This is a genomic window from Streptomyces sp. Act143 (assembly GCF_003143935.1).
In the GTDB taxonomy this organism is placed as follows: Bacteria; Actinomycetota; Actinomycetes; order Streptomycetales; family Streptomycetaceae; genus Streptomyces.
In genome coordinates this window covers 7,839,596-7,857,756 of record NZ_QFRX01000001.1, presented here as the reverse complement: position 1 = coordinate 7,857,756, position 18,161 = coordinate 7,839,596, and the positions used below count along the sequence as shown (strand labels likewise).

The following is an 18,161-nucleotide window of genomic DNA, read 5'->3' as shown; positions in this document are numbered from 1 at the left end:
TCACCTGCCGGGGGTCGGGGTCGCGGAGGACGGTTCGGTGGAGGGGGTGGCAAGGGGGGTGGGTACGGCCGTGGTGGCGGCCGTGGGCGCCGGGGAGGCTGTGGTGGGCACCGGGGAGGCTGTCGTGGGCACCGGGGACGCGGCCGTGAGGGGCATCGCCTCGGGAGGCCGTACGACCTCGACGGCGGACTGCTCGGCGGCGGCGCCCGGGACGCCCTTGACGGTGCCGTCGGGGCTCAGGAAGGCCGGGTCGCCGCCGGGGACCATGCCGAGCTCGCGGGCGCGGCGCTGGAGGGCGTCGGGGGCGGAGTAGGCGTCGATGTCGCGCTGGAGGGCCTGTTCCTGGTCGGTGAGGCTCTTGGTCTCCTTCTGGAGGTCGTCGAGCTTGAACGAGCCTTCGCTGAGCGCGGAGTTCAGCACCAGGAGCCCGATGAGGCCGCCGCCCAGGAGCAGCACGACGAGGAGCACGAACGGGGTGCGGGCGGCCTGGCCGGAGCCGCCGGAGCCGGAGTGGGAGTCGGGTGGGAAGAGCCGCGCGAGACGAGCCGCCCGCCCCCTCAGTTCGGGTTTCCTGCTCACTCCGCTCCTCACTCGATGTCCGCCCTGATCCGCTCGGCACCTCGCAGCCGCGCGGGCGCCGCCCGGCGGTTCTCGGCGACCTCGTCCTCGGTGGGAAGTTCGGCACCGCGCGTGAGCAGCTTGAGCCGCGGCTGGTACTGCTCGGGGATCACCGGCAGGCCGGGGGGCGCGGTGTGGGCGGCGCCGGCCGCGAACACCTGCTTCACCAGCCGGTCCTCGAGCGAGTGGTACGACAGCACGGCGATCCGCCCGCCGACGCCGAGGGCCTTCACGGCGGCCGGGATCGCCCGCTCCAGCACGGAGAGTTCGCCGTTGACCTCGATGCGCAGCGCCTGGAAGGTGCGCTTGGCCGGGTTGCCGCCGGTGCGCTTGGCGGCCTGTGGCAGGGAGTCCCGGATCAGCTCGACGAGGCGCGCGCTGTTGCTGAACGGCTCCTTCGCCCGCTCGCGGACGATCGCGGCCACGATGCGCTTGGCCTGCTTCTCCTCGCCGTACGCCCGCAGGATCCGCACCAGCTCGCCCGGCGGGTAGGTGTTGAGGACCTCGGCGGCGCTGATGCCGGTCGTCTGGTCCATGCGCATGTCGAGCGGGGCGTCCTGGGCGTAGGCGAAGCCGCGGTCGGCCTCGTCGAGCTGCATGGAGGAGACGCCGAGGTCGAACAGAACGCCCTGGACGCGCGGGACGCGAAGTCTCTCCAGAACGTCCGGAAGCTCGTCGTAGACCGCGTGGACGAGGGTGGCGCGCTCCCCGTAGGGCGCGAGGCGCTCGCCTGACAGGCGCAGGGCCTCCTTGTCACGGTCGAGGGCCACCAGGCGGACCGCGGGGAACTGCTGGAGGAGGGCCTCGCTGTGACCGCCGAGACCGAGGGTGCAGTCGACGACGACCGCTCCGGGGGCCTGGAGGGCGGGGGCCAACATGTCCAGGCAGCGCTGGAGCATCACCGGGACATGTCGCGTGTTGCTCAAGGGGCCCTCTCAGGTCCGGCGGGCCGTACGCACCGCCGGGTCCCCGCCCGCTCGTGAAGGGGATGCCTGCCGGCGCCGGAAGCGTCAGCCGGCCGGGAGCGGGAGGAGGCCGAGCCGTACGTACGCGCCGCGCGCGTGGGGAGATCCGGTGACTGGGCCGGTGTCTCCTGGGGAATTCATGCCAGCAGGGAGACCTCGCCTCCCGCTTCGCGTCACTTTAGTCCACGGTGTCTCGCGGTCAATCAACCGGCCTGCGCGTCGTGGCCGGGCATCGGGGCGAGGAGAGCGGCGGCGGGAAATCACCCGGTCGGACGCACCGTCCGCACCTGTGGCTTACCTCACAAAGAGGACGTGATGGCGCTCTTTTTCCCTTCTCACCACAGGACCGGGCCGGCTGTGACCAGTAACGTCATGGGTATGACGACTTCCGCATCCGCCGCCCACGCATCCGAAGGCGCCATACGCGTCGCCGCCGTCACCGACCGGCTCGTCGACGCCAACGAGCACTACGCCGCCGCGTTCACCGACCCGGGCATGGACGCCCGCCCCGTCCTGCACGTCGCCATCGTGGCCTGCATGGACGCCCGTCTCGACCTGCACGCCGCGCTCGGCCTGGAGCTCGGCGACTGCCACACCATCCGCAACGCGGGCGGTGTGGTCACCGACGACGTGATCCGGTCCCTCACCATCAGCCAGCGCAAGCTGGGCACCCGCAGCGTGGTCCTGATCCACCACACCGGCTGCGGCCTGGAGGCGATCACCGAGGACTTCCGCACCGAGCTGGAGATGGAGGTCGGCCAGCGCCCGGCCTGGGCCGTGGAGTCCTTCCGGGACGTCGACCAGGACGTGCGGCAGTCGATGCAGCGCGTGCGCACCAACCCGTTCCTGCTGCACACCGACGACGTGCGCGGCTTCGTCTTCGACGTGAAGACCGGCCTGCTGCGCGAGATCGACCCCGCCTGACCCCGCCCCGGCCCTCTCCGAAGCTGTCGTTCTGCTGTTGATTTCCGGTTCCGTGGTACCCAAAAGGCCGCAAGCCCTGACATATCGCAGGCAGTTGTCCACAGGCGAGTGACACGAATCGGTAACGGCAGCAAGAATGCGTGGATGGACGTCACGCGGAACCATTTCCGCGTGCTGTCCGTGATTCGGGGTGGGCCGGTCCGCAACGCAGAGCGTCGGCCCGGAGAAAGAACGGGCCGAGGAGGGCCGGGTGACGACCTATGACGATCGAGCGAGCCTCACTGATCTGACTGCCACTGTGGAGCGAGTCCGCAGTTCGGTGGAGGGAGTGATCGAGGGCAAGCCCGAGGTCGTACGGCTTTCGCTGACCGTGCTGCTCGCCGAGGGGCATCTTCTGATCGAGGATGTGCCCGGCGTCGGCAAGACCATGCTGGCGAAGGCGCTGGCGCGGTCCATCGACTGCTCGGTGCGGCGTATCCAGTTCACGCCGGACCTGCTGCCCTCGGACATCACCGGTGTCTCCATCTGGGACCAGCAGCGCCGGGACTTCGAGTTCAAGCCGGGCGCGATCTTCGCCCAGATCGTGATCGGCGACGAGATCAACCGCGCCTCGCCGAAGACCCAGTCCGCGCTGCTGGAGTCCATGGAGGAGCGGCAGGTCACCATCGACGGGCAGACGTACGAGCTGCCCAGCCCCTTCATGGTGGTAGCCACGCAGAACCCGGTCGAGATGGAGGGCACCTACCCGCTGCCGGAGGCCCAGCGCGACCGCTTCATGGCGCGCGTCTCCATCGGCTACCCGAGCGCGGAGGCCGAGCTGCAGATGCTCGACGTGCACGGCGGGGTGAACCCCCTGGACGACCTCCAGCCGGTGGCGCACGCGCACGACATCGTGAAGCTGGTCGACGCCGTCCGCGGCGTCCACGTCGCCGACCCGGTCCGGCGCTACGCCGTCGACCTGGTCGCCGCCACGCGCACGCACCCCGACCTGAGACTCGGCGCCTCTCCGCGCGCGACGCTGCATCTGCTGCGCGCGGCCAAGGCGTCCGCCGCCCTCAGCGGCCGGGAGTACGCGCTGCCGGACGACGTGCAGGCCCTCGCCGTCGCCGTCCTGGCCCACCGGCTGCTGCCCACCGCGCAGGCCCAGCTCAACCGGCGCACCTCGGAGCAGGTCGTCCAGGAGATCCTGCAGCGCACCCCGGTACCCCAGCAGCAGGGCGGCATCGGCCTGGGCCACGGCACGCAGGCATACGGCCAGCAGCCGCCGCGGAGGCTGTGATGACCACCGCCACCGGGCCGGACCCCACCGAGGCCGACCGGGGCGACAAGGGCGGGGTGCGCACCGCGCTGGCCGGCATGACCACCCGCGGCCGCTCCTTCCTGGCCGCGGGCATCGCCGCCGCCATCTGCGCGTACGTCCTGGGGCAGAGCGATCTGCTCCGGGTCGGCCTGCTGCTGGCCGTCCTGCCCCTGGTCTGCGCCGCCGTCCTCTACCGCACCCGCTACCGGGTGGCCGGCAGCCGCCGGCTCTCCCCCGCGCGCGTGCCCGCCGGCAGCGAGGCCCGCGTCCACCTGCGGATGGACAACGTCTCGCGGCTGCCGACCGGCCTGCTGATGCTCCAGGACCGGGTGCCCTACGTCCTCGGCCCGCGCCCCCGCTTCGTCCTCGACCGGGTCGAGGCGGGCGGCCGCCGCGAGGTGTCCTACCGGGTCCGCTCCGACCTGCGCGGGCGCTATCCGCTGGGCCCGCTCCAGCTGCGCCTGACCGACCCGTTCGGCATGTGCGAGCTGACGCGGTCCTTCTCGTCGTACGACACCCTGACGGTGATCCCGCGCGTGGAGCCGCTGCCGCCGGTCCGCTTCAGCGGCGAGGCGAAGGGCTACGGCGACGGGCGGCAGCGCTCGCTGGCGCTGGCCGGCGAGGACGACGTCATCCCGCGCGGGTACCGCTACGGCGACGACCTGCGCCGGGTGCACTGGCGGTCCACCGCGCGCTACGGCGAGCTGATGGTGCGCCGCGAGGAGCAGCCGCAGCGCTCGCGCTGCACCGTGCTGCTCGACACCCGGGGTCTCGCCTACCACGGCGCGGGCCCCGACTCGGCCTTCGAGTGGGCCGTCTCGGGCACCGCGTCGACGCTGGTGCACATGCTCGAACGGGGCTTCTCCGTACGGCTGTTGACGGACACCGGCAGCTCGGTACCGGGCGAGGGCGCGGACGGGTTCGCGGGCGCGAGCCAGGAGTCGGCGGACGCGGCGGGCCTGATGATGGACACCCTCGCGGTGATCGACCACTCCGACGGCACCGGCCTGTCGCGCGCCTACGACGTGCTGCGCGGCGGCAACGAGGGGCTGCTGGTCGCCTTCTTCGGCGACCTCGACGAGGAACAGGCCACGGTCGCCGCCAAGATGCGCCAGCGCAGCGGAGGCGCGGTCGCCTTCCTGCTGGGCAGCACGAGCTGGGGCCGGGAGGCCACCGACGCGGCCTGGCCGTCGGACAGGAACGAAGAGCGCTTGCGGATGCTGCGCGAGGCGGGCTGGACGGCGCTGAGCGTGCCGCGCGGCGCGTCCCTGACCGAGCTGTGGCGCCAGGCGGACCGCGAGCGCACGGGCATCGGCGCGACGAACGGCGTCGGCAGTGAGGGGGCACCGGCATGAGCGGGCGGGCACGACTGGCGCTGTGCGCCTGGGCGGCCACCCTGATGGCGTCCTGCGCCCTGCTGCCCCTGGTCGAACCGGCCACGTGGATCATCCAGGCGGCCTTGATGCTGGGCGTCCAGTCCCTGGTGGGCGCGGCGACCCGGCGGGTACCGCTGGCCCGGCCGCTCACCGTGGCCTCGCAGGCCCTGGTGACGCTGATGATGCTGACCCTGGCCTTCGCCCGGGAGCAGGCGGTCGCCGGGATCGTCCCCGGCCCCCAGGCCTTCCAGCACTTCGCCGACCTGTTCCGGCAGGGCGGTGACGACATCGCGCGGTACGCGATCCCAGCCCCGCTGGAGTCCGACGGCATCCGACTGATGATCATCGGTGGCGTCCTGGTCATCGGGCTGGCGGTGGACACCCTCGCGGTGACGTTCCGCAGCGCGGCCCCGGCCGGGCTGCCGCTGCTGGCGCTGTATTCCGTGGCCGCAGGGCTGTCCGACGGCGGCGCCGACTGGCTGTGGTTCCTGGTCGCGGCGGCCGGTTACCTGACGCTGCTTCTCGCCGAGGGACGCGACCGGCTCTCCCAGTGGGGCCGGGTCTTCGGCGGGGCGCCGCGCACCCCCGGCGGGGAGTCCGGCGTGGTGGCCCCGGTCCGCACCGGGCGGCGTATCGGCGCGGTCGCGCTGGGCCTGGCCCTCGTGGTGCCCGTCGCCCTGCCCTCGATGAGCGGCGGCCTCCTGGACGGCGTCGGGACGGGCGCGGGCGCCGGCAACGGCAGCGGGGGCACGATCTCCGCGGTGAACCCCCTGGTGTCCCTGCGCGACAACCTCAACGCGGACGACGACCGCGACGTGCTGTCCGTGCGGTCCGACCCCGAGGCGGCCGGCGCCCAGTATCTGCGGATCGTCTCCCTGGACGACTTCGACGGCACCACCTGGAAGCCGTCCAAGCGCGACATCGACAAGGTGCCGGACGAGTTCCCCACCCCGCCCGGACTGGCTGCCGACGTCCGGCGTGCGGAGATCACGACTCGGATCGCGGCCGCCGACTCGTACAAGCAGGACTGGCTGCCGATGCCGTACCCGCCGAGCGGCGTGGACATCGACGGCAAGTGGCGCTACGAGCCCGTGGGCATGACGCTGGTCGGCGACAAGGGCCAGACCACGCGCGGGGAGACGTACACGGTCAAGAGCCTGGACGTGCGGCCGACGGCCGAGCAGCTCGCCTCGGCCCCGGAGCCGCCCACGGACCTGGAGCGCGAGTACACCGAGCTGCCGAAGTCCCTGCCCGACGTCGTCACCAAGACCGCCCGTGAGGTCACCGCCGGTTCCTCGAACCACTACGAGGAGGCGGTGAAGCTCCAGGAGTACTTCACGGTGACCGGCGGCTTCCAGTACGACACCCAGGTGCAGGCGGGCAGCGGTTCGCAGGCGATCGCCCGGTTCCTGGAGAACAAGCAGGGCTTCTGCGTCCACTTCTCGTTCGCGATGGCCGCGATGGCCCGGAGCCTCGGCATTCCGGCGCGCGTGGCGGTGGGCTTCGCGCCGGGCACGCCGCAGGGCGACGGTTCGGTGACGGTGACGCTGCGGGACGCCCACGCCTGGCCCGAGCTGTACTTCGAGGGCGTCGGCTGGACCCGCTTCGAGCCGACCCCGACCCGGGGCACGCAGCCCGAGTACACGCAGACGGAGACACCGGGCAGCAGCCTGCCGGACACGGGTCGTCCGACCCAGTCGGCGAGCGCGCTGCCCTCCGCCGCCCCGTCGGCGAGCGAGAGCTGCACGGCGCAGCAGAAGAAGCTCGACGCCTGCCCGAGCGAGTCCGCGGCGGCGGCGCTGCACACGGACGACGACGGTCCGAACTGGTACGTCCTGCTGGCCTGGGCGTTGGCCGGGCTCGCCGCCCTGGCGATCCCGCTGGCACCCGGGCTGTGGCGGATGCGGACCCGATCGGTACGGCTGGGGGCGCACGGACGCACCGAAGCGGACGCCGCGCAGCACACCCTGGCGGTCTGGCTGGAACTGACCGATACGGCCTGGGACTTCGGAATCCTGCCGGACGGGTCGCAGACCCCGCGCAAGGCGGCGGCCCGGATCGTCCGGGTGGGGCATCTCGACGCGTCGGCCGCGGCCTCGGTGCACCGCGTGGCGGAGGCCGTGGAGCAGGTCCTCTACGCGCCACGGCCCCGCCCGGCGGCGGGGCTCGCGGAGGACGTCCGGCGGGCAATCGCCGGGCTGCGCGGTACGGCGCCGCGGAGCACCCGGCTGCGCGCGGCCCTCGCGCCGCGTTCGACCGTACGAGTGGTGTGGGCCGTCTCGGCGTGGTGGAGCGGCGTCACGGCCCGGGTGGCGGCGGCCCGGCCGAGCCTGCGCAGGCCGTCCGGCCAGCAGGGCTGAGGCCGGGCAGACGGCAACGGGTGAGCCCCCGGTCCGCGGTGGCGGATCGGGGGCTCACCCGTCTGTGGTGCTGTCCGGCTCCGTCTGCCGGGCGATCACGGGGATCACGGGTCGACGTGCCGGAAGAAGGGCGTGCGTGAGGGGGTGACCGCCCGGCGGGCGGTCACCCCCTCATCAGCCGATGGTCGAGCTATTGGCCGCCCTGTTCGTCGCGGCGCCGCTGCCAGCGCTGCTCGATGCGGTCCATCATGGAGCGCTTCTGCCGAGGCTGACGGCGGGCGTGCGGGCCACCTGCCGCGGGCTGCTCGCCCGGCTTGGGGGCCTTGCGCCAGCCGGTCACGGCGAGTACCGCACAGCCCAGCATGACGAGGAAGCCCACCACGCTGAGCCAGACCTGCTTGGCGACCATTCCTGCCATGAGGAGCGCGATACCCACGAGGAAGCCCGCGACCGCCTGGTAGACCCGTCGCCGGGTGTACGTGCGCAGCCCGCTTCCCTCAAGCGCTGTCGCGAACTTGGGATCTTCGGCGTACAGCGCTCGCTCCATCTGCTCGAGCATGCGCTGCTCGTGCTCCGAGAGCGGCACGGAGTCCTCCTCATCGTGCAGTCGCCGGGGCGACCCGGGGGGTCCCTTCAGGATAGGCAGGGAATCGCCCCCGTGAAACCCGCCCCTCTACGCCAATTGGCCAACCGGATTCCGCCATGGACGTCCCGGCCACTGAATCCTGCATTCCCCAGCAGCCGACCCGTCATGCCGGGCGGTCTCCCTCGATCATACGGCGCTGAGCGTCCGATCGGGGGGCCTGTGGCGTACTCCATCCGCACCCAAGTCCCTGATCAGCGCCGCACCAGGACAGGGCACTCGGGCCTCAGGAGGCCACCCGCGTCTCGCCCAGCACATGAAGCTGGGTGGCCACGGAGTGGAAGGCGGGGAGCTCGGCCGCCGCCTCCTCCAGCTTGAGCAGCGCCTCCAGGGCGCCCGGCTCGGTGTCGACCAGCACGCCGGGGACCAGGTCGGCGAAGACCCGCACGCCGTGCACGGCGCCGACCTCCAGGCCCGCGCCCTCGACCAGCGCGGTGAGCTGCTCGGCGGTGAACCGCCTCGGCACGGGGTCGCCGGCGCCCCATCGGCCGTTCGGGTCGGCGAGGGCCTGCTTGGCCTCCTTGAAGTGACCGGCCAGGGCGCGGGCCAGCACGGCGCCGCCGAGGCCGGCCGCGAGCAGGCTGAGGACGCCCTCGGAGCGCAGCGCGGCGACCACGTTGCGCACGCCTTCGGAGGGGTCGTCGACGTACTCCAGGACGCCGTGGCACAGCACCGCGTCGTAGGTGCCGCGCTCGACCACGTCGAAGAGGCCGTGGGCGTCGCCCTGGACGCCCCGGACCCGGTCGGCGACGCCGGCCTCGGCGGCGCGGCGCTCCAGGGCGAACAGCGCGTTGGGGCTGGGGTCGACGACGGTCACGCGGTGGCCGAGGCGGGCGACGGGCACGGCGAAGTTGCCGCTGCCGCCCCCGGTGTCGAGGACGTCCAGGGACTCCCGGCCCGTGGCCTTGACCCGCCGTTCGAGAGCGTCCTGGAGGACCTCCCAGACCACGGCGGTACGGAGGGAGGCGCGGGGTCGCAGCGGGTCCGACACGGCAGTTGACTCCTCGGCGCGGCACCGCCTCTTGCACGGCGGAGCGAACGGGCAACCCTGCCCGCCCGGGGTACGGGAGGCGCAGGGCTTCAGGCGCCTCCACCCTATTGCCTCCGTTGCCTCACCTGGTCACCACGGGGCAGGGGCCCGGGCACGTCTCATACGACGGACACCGCCACCTCCTGTGCCGCCCCGTCAGCCCGCGTCCGGCATGTCCCGCTCCCTGGGGTGGTCGGCGTCCACCGCCGGGTCCGGGTCCTGGCGGGGCTGGGGCAGGACCGGCTGGAGGACCAGCATCCGCTCGACGAGGCGCAGGAACATCGCCACGTCGCGTATGAGGTCGTCGGCGTCCCGGCGGGAGGCCGCGCCCTGGATGCCGGCCTCGGCCCGGGCGCGGCGCCGGGCTCCGGCGGCGAAGAGCGCGCTCCACTCGGCGAGCTCGGGCGCTATCTCGGGGAGCACTTCCCAGGCGCTCCGGATCTTGGCGCGGCGTCGGGGCGTGGGCTCCGGGCGCCCTCGCGCGGCGAGCACGGCGGCGGCGGTGCGCAGGGCGGCGAGATGTGCCGTCGCGTAGCGCTCGTTCGGCGTTTCCAGGACGGCCGCCTCGTCGAGTCCGGCGCGGGCCTGGGCGAGCAGGTCGAGGGCGGCGGGCGGGGCCGTGGTCCGGCGCAGCACCGGGTGTACGTCGCTCGCCGGTCCGGTCAGTGAGGGGGCAGGGCCGGTGGCGCGGCGCCGACGGGCGGCTGCTGCGTGATAGCTGGCCATGACGAACCTCCTGTCGTCTGCGTGACGGCTCGTCCCGATACGGGATGCCGTATGTGCCCATCGTGAGGTATGGCACTGACAATCCGTTCTGACCTGGGCTTTTGCTTCGACCGAGAGTTCGGGCTAGTTTTTGCACTGACCAGTCAGTTCAAAAACTCGCAACACACTCAGGGGGTGGGCTGTGGGCGGAGTCGCCGTCACAGCCGAGGGTCTCGGGCTCAAGGGGCCGCGGGGATGGGCCTTCCGCGGGATCACCGTCGACGCCGAGCCCGGCTCGCTCATCGCGGTCGAGGGACCGTCGGGGTCCGGCCGGACCTGTCTGCTGCTCGCGCTCACCGGGCGGATGAAGGCCACCGAGGGATCGGCGGCCGTGGGCGGGGCCCGGCTGCCGAAGCAGCTGGCCGCGGTCCGGCGGATCAGTGCCGTGGCGCACGTCGCCGGGGTCACCGACCTCGACCCGGCGCTGACCGTCGGGGAGCACCTGCGGGAGCGGGCCCTGCTCCAGCGCCGGTTCGGAGACTCCCTGCGCGCACTGCTGCGACCGCGCGCCGAGCAGACGCTCGAGGCGAAGCTCCGGATCGACGCCGCGCTGACCGCCGCCGGTCTCGACCGGGAGACCCTGCCCAAGGGCTCCCGGACCGCCGTACGCGATCTGGAGCGGCTGGAGGCGCTGCGGCTGTCCATCGCCCTCGCGCTCATCGGGCATCCCCAGCTGCTCGGTGTCGACGACACCGATCTGAAGCTGTCGGATGCCGAACGGGCCGAGGTCTGGGCGCTGCTGCGGTCGGTCGCCGAAGCCGGGACCACCGTGGTGGCGGTGTGCAGCGAGGCTCCGGACGACGTGGTGAAGGTGTCCACCCAGGGAAAGGAGAAGGCCGATGCGCTCGCCACGACTGGCCGCTCTTGAGCTCCGGCGCTTCGGGCGGGGCAAGCTGCCGCGCGCCGCCCTGGTGGCGCTGCTGGTGCTGCCGCTGCTCTACGGCGCCCTGTACCTCTGGTCGTTCTGGGACCCCTACGGCCGCCTGGACCGCATCCCGGTGGCGCTCGTGAACGCCGACGAGGGCGCGACCGCCGACGGGAAGAAGATCACCGCGGGCGCCGACATCACGGAGGGACTGCTCAAGAGCGACGTCTTCGAGTGGCACGAGGTGAGCGCCGCCGACGCCCGCGCGGGCGTCCAGGACGGCACGTACTACCTGTCGCTGACCATGCCGGCCGACTTCAGCGAGCGGATCGCCTCCAGTGCGGGCGACTCCCCCGAGACGGGCGCGCTCCAGGTCAGGACCAACGACGCCAACAACTACATCGTCGGGCAGATCTCCCGCACGGTCTTCAGCGAGGTGCGCGAGGCCGCGTCCACGAAGGCGTCGCGGTCGTTCCTGGACCAGATCTTCATCTCCTTCTCCGACATCCACGGCGCGACGGTCAAGGCGGCCAAGGGCGCCGACAAGCTGGAGACCGGCACGGTCAAGGCCGAGAAGGGCTCCAAGGACCTCGCCGACGGGCTGAAGGACGCCAAGAGCGGCAGCGGCAAGCTGTCCAAGGGGCTCAAGAAGCTCGACACGGGCGCGGGCGACCTCCAGGACGGTTCGGCGCAAGTCGCTGAGGGCACCCAGACGCTCGCCGACAAGGTCAACGGGGTCGCGGGGAAGGTGGGCCCGTTCCTGAAGGACAACGAGAAGACGATCGGCGACACCGCCCAGCTGGTCGCGGACTCCGCCCAGGCGATCCGCGACCACCTCGACACCCTGGTCGAGACGGCCCCCGCCGCCGCCAAGGGCGCCCGTACCGCGTCCGAGACCCTGGACGACGTCTACAAGGCGCGCTGCGAGAACGAGGTCCTGCCGGACGTGGCCTGCACCGATCTGAAGAAGGCCAAGGACGCCGCCGACGACGTGGCGACGATCGCGGACGACCTCAACACGCTCGTCGGCGACCAGGACGGCGACCTGAAGAAGCTCGACAAGAACCTGGCCACCCTGCAGAAGCAGGCCCAGGCCCTCGCCGACCGGGCGCCGAACCTGTCCGAGGACCTGGACGACGCCGTCTCCAAGATCAACGAGCTCAACAAGGGCGCGGGCAAGGTCGCCGCGGGCGCCAAGAAGCTCCACACGGGACTCGGCACCGCCAAGACCGGCGCCGATGACCTGGACGAGGGCGTCGGCAAGCTCAAGACGGGCGCCGAGGACCTCAACGGCGGCATGTACAAGCTCGTCGACGGCTCCGGCAAGCTCTCCGACGGACTGCACGACGGCGCGGGCCAGATCCCCGACTACGACAAGGCCGACCGCGACCGGCGCACCGACGTCATGGCCGACCCGGTCCAGCTGGTCTCCAGGGACCTGCACAAGGCGCCCAACTACGGCACCGGCTTCGCGCCGTACTTCATCCCGCTGTCCCTGTGGGTGGGCGCGATGGTGGCGTACATGCTCATGGCGCCCATGAACCGGCGCGCGCTCGCGGCGGGCGCCCCGGCGTGGCGGATCGCGCTGGCCGGGTGGCTGCCGGTGGTGGCGGTCGGCACGCTCCAGACGGTGGCCCTGATGTCGGTGCTGCACTGGGCGATCGGCCTGCAGATGGTGCGGGCGGCCGGGACGGTGGGCTTCCTGTTCCTGGTCACGGCGTGCTTCGCGGCGATCGTGCAGTGGCTGAACGCCCGCTTCGGGGCGGCGGGGCGGATTCTCGTCCTGGCGTTCCTGATGCTCCAGCTGACGTCCGCGGGCGGCACGTATCCCGTGCAGACCAGCCCGGGCTTCTTCAACGCGATCCATCCCTTCCTGCCGATGAGTTACGTCGTGGAGGCCCTGCGCCGGCTCATCACGGGCGGCGGACTCGGTCCGGTGTGGCACGCGTGCGTGGTGCTCGTCGCGTTCACCGCGGGAGCGCTCGCGCTGACCGCCCTGTCGGCCCGCCGGCGCCAGGTGTGGACGCTGGACCGGCTGCACCCGGAGCTGAGCCTGTGACCTCGACGACCGCCCGGGAGCCGGATGCTGTGACAATCAGGGCCATGGAAAGCAGCAGCGGCAGCACGCGCCGCGAGGCCACCCGCCAGAAGCTCTACGAGGCGGCCGTCACCCTCATCGCGGAGCAGGGCTTCTCCGCCACCACGGTCGACGAGATCGCCGAGCGGGCGGGGGTCGCGAAGGGCACCGTCTACTACAACTTCGCGAGCAAGTCCGTCCTCTTCGAGGAGCTGCTGCGGCACGGCGTGGGGCTCCTCACCGCCGCCCTGAGGGAGGCGGCGGAGCGGACGGCCGCGGCGGGCGGCAGCAAGACGGACGCCCTGGACGCGATGATCCGGGCCGGCCTGGTCTTCATCGACCGCTACCCGGCCTTCACCCAGCTGTACGTGGCCGAACTGTGGCGCACCAACCGGTCCTGGCAGTCCACGCTCATGGTGGTCCGACAGCAGGCGGTGGCGGTGGTCGAGGGCGTCCTGCGCGAGGGCATCGAGGGCGGCGAGTTCCACGAGGCGATCGACGTCTCCCTGACCGCGTCCGCGCTCGTCGGCATGGTGCTGGTGGCCGCGCTGGACTGGAAGGCGTTCCAGCCGGAGCGCTCCCTGGACGACGTCCACGCGGCGCTGTCGCGGCTGCTCCAGGGCCGGGTCAGCGGCCGGTCCTGAGTCCGGTACGCGCGTAGGGACGCCTACGCGCGCGTTCACACGAAAGCGCCGGTCCGCCGTGGCCGCGTCCCCCGCGGGCCACCTCGAACCGGCGCTCTCTCGTGCTCCCCCGATTTCCCCCGTACTCCCCCGTTCCCCCGTTGGGCCCCCGTTCGGTCGTTCCCCCGGGTTCCCCCGTGCCTCGCTCCCGCCGGCGTCAACCGGCGGAAGGAGCGGATCCGGGGCGGCTCCGTTCCGGCGCCCCGTGTCGCCGGTGCCGGAGCCGTGCCCCTTTCCGTGCCACCACTCTCTCGTTCACGCAGGTCGGGACCCATCCGCGCGCGTACTCATCTCGCTCACTAGGTACGGATACTCAGAGCTGCGCACTCAGGCCCAGGACGCCCCGTTGCCGACTGGTTACGATCGCCTCCGTGTCCGTACTCCCTCTTGTCTTCACCAGCGGCTGGGCCAGCGGAATCAACGCCTATGCCGTCGTGCTGCTGCTCGGCGTCTTCGGCGCGACCGGGCTGAGCGACGACGTGCCCGAGACCTTGCAGCGCCCTGAGGTGCTCGTCACAGCGGGCGTGCTGTTCCTGTGCGAGGCGGTCGCGGACAAGATCCCGTACCTCGACTCGGCCTGGGACTCCGTGCACACGCTGATCCGGCCGGCCGCGGGCGCCTGGGTGGGGGCGGTGCTGGCCGGTCAGAGCGGCTCGCTCAACGACGTGGTCGCGGGCCTGGTCGGCGGTTCGACGGCGCTGGCCAGCCACGCGGTCAAGGCCGGGACCAGGATGGCGGTGAACGCCTCTCCGGAGCCGTTCAGCAACGTGATCGTGAGCCTCGCCGAGGATCTCGGGGTCGCCAGCATCGTCACGTTCGCGATCTTCCACCCGGAGGCGGCCGCGGTCATCGCGGGTGCGCTGCTGCTCGGCGGGCTGGTGATACTGATCTTCCTCGTCTCCCGCATCCGGCGGTTCCTGCGCCGCAGGGCCCAGCGCCGGGAGGAGAAACGCCTCGCCGGCCGGCCGGGGTGGCCACCGGGCTGACCTGAGCGTCCGCGCTGTCGGTGGCGGCCGATAAAGTCGCAGGCATGGCACGGATTGCGGTGATCGGCGCCGGGATGGGCGCGATGGCGGCCGCTGCCCGGCTGGCCGTCGCGGGCCACCGGGTGGCGGTGTACGAGCGTACGGAGACGTACGGCGGTGCGGTGCGCCGCTTCGAACGCGACGGGTTCGCCTTCGACACCGGACCGGGGCTGCTGCCCCTCCCCGCCGTCTACCGCGACCTGTTCGTCAAGACCGGCAAGGAGCCCCTGGAGTCGGTCGTCGAGCTGGTCCAGGTCGACCCGTCCTCGCGGCACCTCTTCGCGGACGGCACCGAGGTCTGCCTGCCGAACGCGTCCCGCGCGGGTGTGGTGGCGGCGCTGGACGAAGCACTGGGCGCCGGGGCCGGTGCCCGCTGGGGCGACTTCCTGGTCCGGGCCCGCGAGGCCTGGGACCGGACGCGCCGGCCGCTCCTGGAGGAGCCGCTGTGGCCCAACTGGTCGGTGCTGGCCGACCGCGAGCCCTACCCGTCGGTCCCGCACAAGAAGCTGCTGCGCACCCGCCGCGCCGGACGGCTCGCCGAGATCGGCGCCTGGGAGCTGCGTGACCCCCGCCTGGCCGCGCTCCTGGACGGCTACGCGCTGGCCTACGGCCTGGACCCGGGCACCGCCCCGGCGAGCGCGGCGGTGCTGCCGTACATGGAGCACGCCTTCGGTACCTGGTATGTCCGCGGCGGACTGCGGGAGTTGGCGCGCGCGGTGTACGAGCGGTGTGTGGCGCGCCGGGTGGAGTTCCACTTCGGGGCCGAGGTCACCGGGGTGCTGGAGAAGGACGGCCGGGCGGCCGGGCTGGAGCTGGGCGACGGGTCGGTGGTGGAGGCGGAGTCCGTCGTCGCCGGAGTGGCTCCCGAGGTGCTCAGCCGGTGCGTGCGGGGCGTGCCGGTCCGGGGTGACGGTGGCGTTCCGCCGCGGCGCGGGCTGCCGAGCCGCCTCACGGTGCTGCTGGCGCTGCGCGGTGGCCGCCCGGAGGGCGTGGCGCACAAGACGGTCGTGCACGCGGAGGACCGGGAGCGTGAGCTGGGTCTGCTGTTCGGTTCGCCCACGGGACTGGACGCGCGCCCCACGCTCACCGTCCTGCGCCCCGACGACGTCCGTTCGGTCCCGGACGCGGACCACGAAGCGGTCACCCTCACCGCGACGGTGCCCGCCCTCACGGACAGCGGCCGGCCGGAGTCCGAGGTCTTCGCCGATCACGCGGACCAGCTGATCACCGCAGCCGAGCGGGCCGTACCGGACCTGCGCGAGCGCCTGCTGTGGCACGAGGTGCGCACGCCGGCCCACATCGCGGAGACGACCGGTGCGGAGGGCGGCGCGGTGCCGCACCCGGCTCTCGCCGCGGCCGAGGGGCACCTGCTGCATCCGTCGAACGTCACCGGACTCCCGGGCCTGTTCACCGTCGGCGGCTGGTCGCACCCCGGCGGCGGTCTCCCGCACGCGGGCATGTCGGGCGCGCTGGTGGCCGGGCTGATCGTGGAGGGGCCGGACTTCCGGGGCTCGCAGTGACGGCCCCGCGAACCGGCTCCCGGTGGTGGTGAGCGCTTCCCGGAATCAGAAGCGGTACTGCTCGTCGTAGCCGTTCCCCTGCTGGCCGTTGCCCTGGCCCTGGTAGGGGTACGGCTGCTCCGGCGGCAGTCCGCCGCCGTAGGAGTCGTCGGTGCGCTGCTGCGGGACCCAGACGCCGCCGGGCGGGGTCTCGCCGCCGTAACCGGCGTTGCCGTACTGGTCCTGGCCGTAGGCCTGCTGGCCGTAGGTCTGCTGGCCGCCGTAGGAGGTGTCGTAGTCGGCGCCGCCGTAGGTCTGGGTGCCGATGTACGGGTCGGAGTAGGCGGCGTACTGCTGCTGTCCGGCCGTGTCATAGCCGTACTGCTGCTGGTCGTAGCCGGTGTAGGCGTCGTAGGAGTAGCCCTGGTCGGCGCCCTGGGCCGCCGTGGCGTACTGGTCCTGCCCGGCGTAGGAGCCGTCGGTGGCTGCCGCCGCGTAGGAGGTGTCGCCGTATATGCCGTAGGAGCCGGTGTCGTCCGGCATCGGCTGGGGCTCGTAGATCGCGGTGGTCTCGGCGGCCGTGGGGGCGCCGGAGCGGGCGGGCGTGAACACGTCGTCCCGGTCGTAGTCGTCGCCGTAATCGGCCGCGTCCTGGCGGAAGTTGCCCTCGTCGCCGTAGTCGGCGCCGGTGGCCTCGAGGTCGGAGACCTCCAGGGTCGGCTCCTCGCGGCCGCGCTCCCGGCGGGGACGCTTGCCGCCGGTCAGCCCGCCCAGGGCGGCCGGCGGATTGACCGCCCAGCCCTGTTCGAAGCCGCGGCGGAAGGAGAGGGTGACGTAGGTCTGGCCGATCGCGAAGGCGACGGCGCCCAGTCCGATGACGACGACCGAGGGGATCAGGACACCGAGGACGACGCCCACGAAACCCGCGAAGGCGAGCAGGCGCCAGCGCAGCCGCGCCTTGTACTGGAGCAGCACCTCGCCGAGCAACCACAGCGCGACGATTCCGAACGCGATGTAGAGGACCGTCCAGCCCATGTACGCCCCTCTCCCAGTGACCGCTACGCAGTGTGTCGTATATCCGTGCGGCCGGTCTAGGCCTGCGGTGGGTGGTGCAGGCCCAGGTTCTCGTAGATTTCCAGCGTCGCCGTGGAGTTGTTGAGCGTGATGAAGTGCAGTCCGGGCACTCCCTCGGCCAGCAGCCGCGCGCAGAACTCGGTGGCGAACTCGATCCCCATGGAGCGTACAGCGGCCGGATCGTCTTTTGCTGTGAGGATCCGCTCTTTCAGGGCGGCCGGGAAGGCGGCGTTGGTCAGGGACGGGACCCGCGCGAGCGTCTTCACACTCGCGATCGGCATGATCTCGGGGATGATCGGGGTCTCGCAGCCGGCGGCCGCGACGCGGTCGCGCAGCCGCAGGTAGTCCTCCGGCTGGAAGAACATCTGAGTGATGGCGTAGTCGGCGCCCGCGCGGCACTTGTCGACGAAGTGGCGGACGTCGGTGTCCCAGTCGGCGGAGCGCGGATGCATCGCGGGGAAGGCCGCGACGCCCACGCAGAAGTCGCCGGAGTTCTTGATCAGTTCGACGAGCTCGGCGGCGTACCGCAGCCCCTGCGGGTGGGCCACCCACTCGCCCATCGGGTCGCCGGGCGGGTCGCCGCGCAGGGCCAGCATGTTGCGGATACCGGCGTCGGCGTACTGGCCGATGATGTTGCGCAGGTCGGCGACCGAGTGGTCGACGGCGGTGAGGTGGGCGATCGGCGTGAGCGTGGTGTCGGAGGCGATGGCCTCGGTCGCCTTGACCGTGCCGGCGCGGGTGGAACCGCCCGCGCCGTAGGTCACGGAGACGAAGTCGGGGGCGACCGCCTCGACCCGGCGCAGCGCGTTCCACAGGTTCCGCTCGCCCTTCGGGGTCTTCGGGGCGTAGAACTCGAACGAGTACGTGGTCTTCCCGGTCGCGAGCATGTCGCGCACGGTGCGGGCGTGATCCGACCTGGTGGATGCGGTGCCGAGGGCCATACCCGCAGGTTAGCCA

16 protein-coding genes are annotated in these 18,161 nt (G+C 72.5%); 9 read left to right on the top strand and 7 right to left on the bottom strand.

Features of this window, described 5'->3' with window-relative positions:
- The gene (locus DI272_RS35875) at positions 1-579 is read right to left on the bottom strand and encodes a septum formation initiator family protein (RefSeq protein WP_109499343.1); all 579 of its coding nucleotides are present in this window, start codon (positions 577-579) and stop codon (positions 1-3) included.
- 8 nt (positions 580-587) lie between these two features.
- The gene (gene rsmH, locus DI272_RS35870) at positions 588-1,544 is read right to left on the bottom strand and encodes a 16S rRNA (cytosine(1402)-N(4))-methyltransferase RsmH (RefSeq protein WP_109499342.1); all 957 of its coding nucleotides are present in this window, start codon (positions 1,542-1,544) and stop codon (positions 588-590) included.
- A 354-nt stretch (positions 1,545-1,898) separates the two neighbouring features.
- On the opposite strand from rsmH, the gene DI272_RS35865 reads away from it, so the two are divergent.
- From DI272_RS35865 to DI272_RS35850, 4 genes are all read left to right on the top strand, one after another.
- The gene (locus DI272_RS35865; RefSeq protein ID WP_181387427.1) at positions 1,899-2,507 is read left to right on the top strand and encodes a carbonic anhydrase; all 609 of its coding nucleotides are present in this window, start codon (positions 1,899-1,901) and stop codon (positions 2,505-2,507) included.
- A gap of 250 nt (positions 2,508-2,757) precedes the next feature.
- Entirely contained in the window at positions 2,758-3,786 is a 1,029-nt protein-coding gene (locus tag DI272_RS35860) for a MoxR family ATPase (protein ID WP_109499340.1), read from the top strand.
- The gene (locus DI272_RS35855) at positions 3,786-5,162 is read left to right on the top strand and encodes a DUF58 domain-containing protein (RefSeq protein ID WP_109499339.1); all 1,377 of its coding nucleotides are present in this window, start codon (positions 3,786-3,788) and stop codon (positions 5,160-5,162) included. The genes DI272_RS35860 and DI272_RS35855 overlap by 1 nt, the downstream gene beginning before the upstream one ends.
- Positions 5,159-7,543 carry a DUF3488 and transglutaminase-like domain-containing protein gene (locus DI272_RS35850; RefSeq protein WP_109499338.1) on the top strand — a complete coding sequence of 795 codons (2,385 nt, stop codon included), beginning with the start codon at positions 5,159-5,161 and terminating at the stop codon, positions 7,541-7,543. The genes DI272_RS35855 and DI272_RS35850 overlap by 4 nt, the downstream gene beginning before the upstream one ends.
- Positions 7,544-7,733: 190 nt before the next feature.
- On the opposite strand, the gene DI272_RS35845 is transcribed toward DI272_RS35850, so the two are convergent.
- From DI272_RS35845 to DI272_RS35835, 3 genes are all read right to left on the bottom strand, one after another.
- Positions 7,734-8,129, bottom strand: a complete 396-nt coding sequence (locus DI272_RS35845) for a DUF3040 domain-containing protein (protein ID WP_062702903.1) — start codon at positions 8,127-8,129, stop codon at positions 7,734-7,736.
- A gap of 283 nt (positions 8,130-8,412) precedes the next feature.
- Positions 8,413-9,177 carry a methyltransferase gene (locus DI272_RS35840; protein WP_109499337.1) on the bottom strand — a complete coding sequence of 255 codons (765 nt, stop codon included), beginning with the start codon at positions 9,175-9,177 and terminating at the stop codon, positions 8,413-8,415.
- A gap of 195 nt (positions 9,178-9,372) precedes the next feature.
- Positions 9,373-9,942, bottom strand: coding sequence for an SAV_6107 family HEPN domain-containing protein (locus tag DI272_RS35835; protein ID WP_109499336.1), 570 nt, complete (start codon positions 9,940-9,942; stop codon positions 9,373-9,375).
- A 181-nt stretch (positions 9,943-10,123) separates the two neighbouring features.
- Here DI272_RS35835 and DI272_RS35830 point away from each other — a divergent pair, with 181 nt between their 5' ends.
- The 5 genes from DI272_RS35830 to DI272_RS35810 all read left to right on the top strand — a co-directional run bounded on the left by DI272_RS35830 (position 10,124) and on the right by DI272_RS35810 (position 16,151).
- The gene (locus DI272_RS35830) at positions 10,124-10,849 is read left to right on the top strand and encodes an ATP-binding cassette domain-containing protein (protein WP_109499335.1); all 726 of its coding nucleotides are present in this window, start codon (positions 10,124-10,126) and stop codon (positions 10,847-10,849) included.
- Positions 10,821-12,905 (top strand): YhgE/Pip domain-containing protein, encoded by a 2,085-nt coding sequence (locus DI272_RS35825; protein WP_109499334.1) that lies wholly within the window; start codon positions 10,821-10,823, stop codon positions 12,903-12,905. Before DI272_RS35830 ends, DI272_RS35825 begins: the two co-directional genes overlap by 29 nt.
- A gap of 44 nt (positions 12,906-12,949) precedes the next feature.
- The gene (locus tag DI272_RS35820; RefSeq protein ID WP_109499333.1) at positions 12,950-13,567 is read left to right on the top strand and encodes a TetR/AcrR family transcriptional regulator; all 618 of its coding nucleotides are present in this window, start codon (positions 12,950-12,952) and stop codon (positions 13,565-13,567) included.
- A gap of 410 nt (positions 13,568-13,977) precedes the next feature.
- On the top strand, positions 13,978-14,592 hold the full coding sequence (locus DI272_RS35815) for a DUF4126 domain-containing protein (protein WP_109499332.1): 615 nt from the start codon (positions 13,978-13,980) through the stop codon (positions 14,590-14,592).
- 44 nt (positions 14,593-14,636) lie between these two features.
- Positions 14,637-16,151 (top strand): NAD(P)/FAD-dependent oxidoreductase, encoded by a 1,515-nt coding sequence (locus tag DI272_RS35810; protein ID WP_109499331.1) that lies wholly within the window; start codon positions 14,637-14,639, stop codon positions 16,149-16,151.
- A gap of 45 nt (positions 16,152-16,196) precedes the next feature.
- On the opposite strand, the gene DI272_RS35805 is transcribed toward DI272_RS35810, so the two are convergent.
- Together DI272_RS35805 and metF are read right to left on the bottom strand one after the other, a co-directional pair.
- Positions 16,197-17,165 carry a hypothetical protein gene (locus DI272_RS35805; protein WP_109499330.1) on the bottom strand — a complete coding sequence of 323 codons (969 nt, stop codon included), beginning with the start codon at positions 17,163-17,165 and terminating at the stop codon, positions 16,197-16,199.
- Positions 17,166-17,221: 56 nt separating this feature from the next.
- On the bottom strand, positions 17,222-18,145 hold the full coding sequence (metF, locus tag DI272_RS35800) for a methylenetetrahydrofolate reductase [NAD(P)H] (RefSeq protein WP_109499329.1): 924 nt from the start codon (positions 18,143-18,145) through the stop codon (positions 17,222-17,224).
- Between the last annotated feature and the right edge of the window lie 16 nt (positions 18,146-18,161).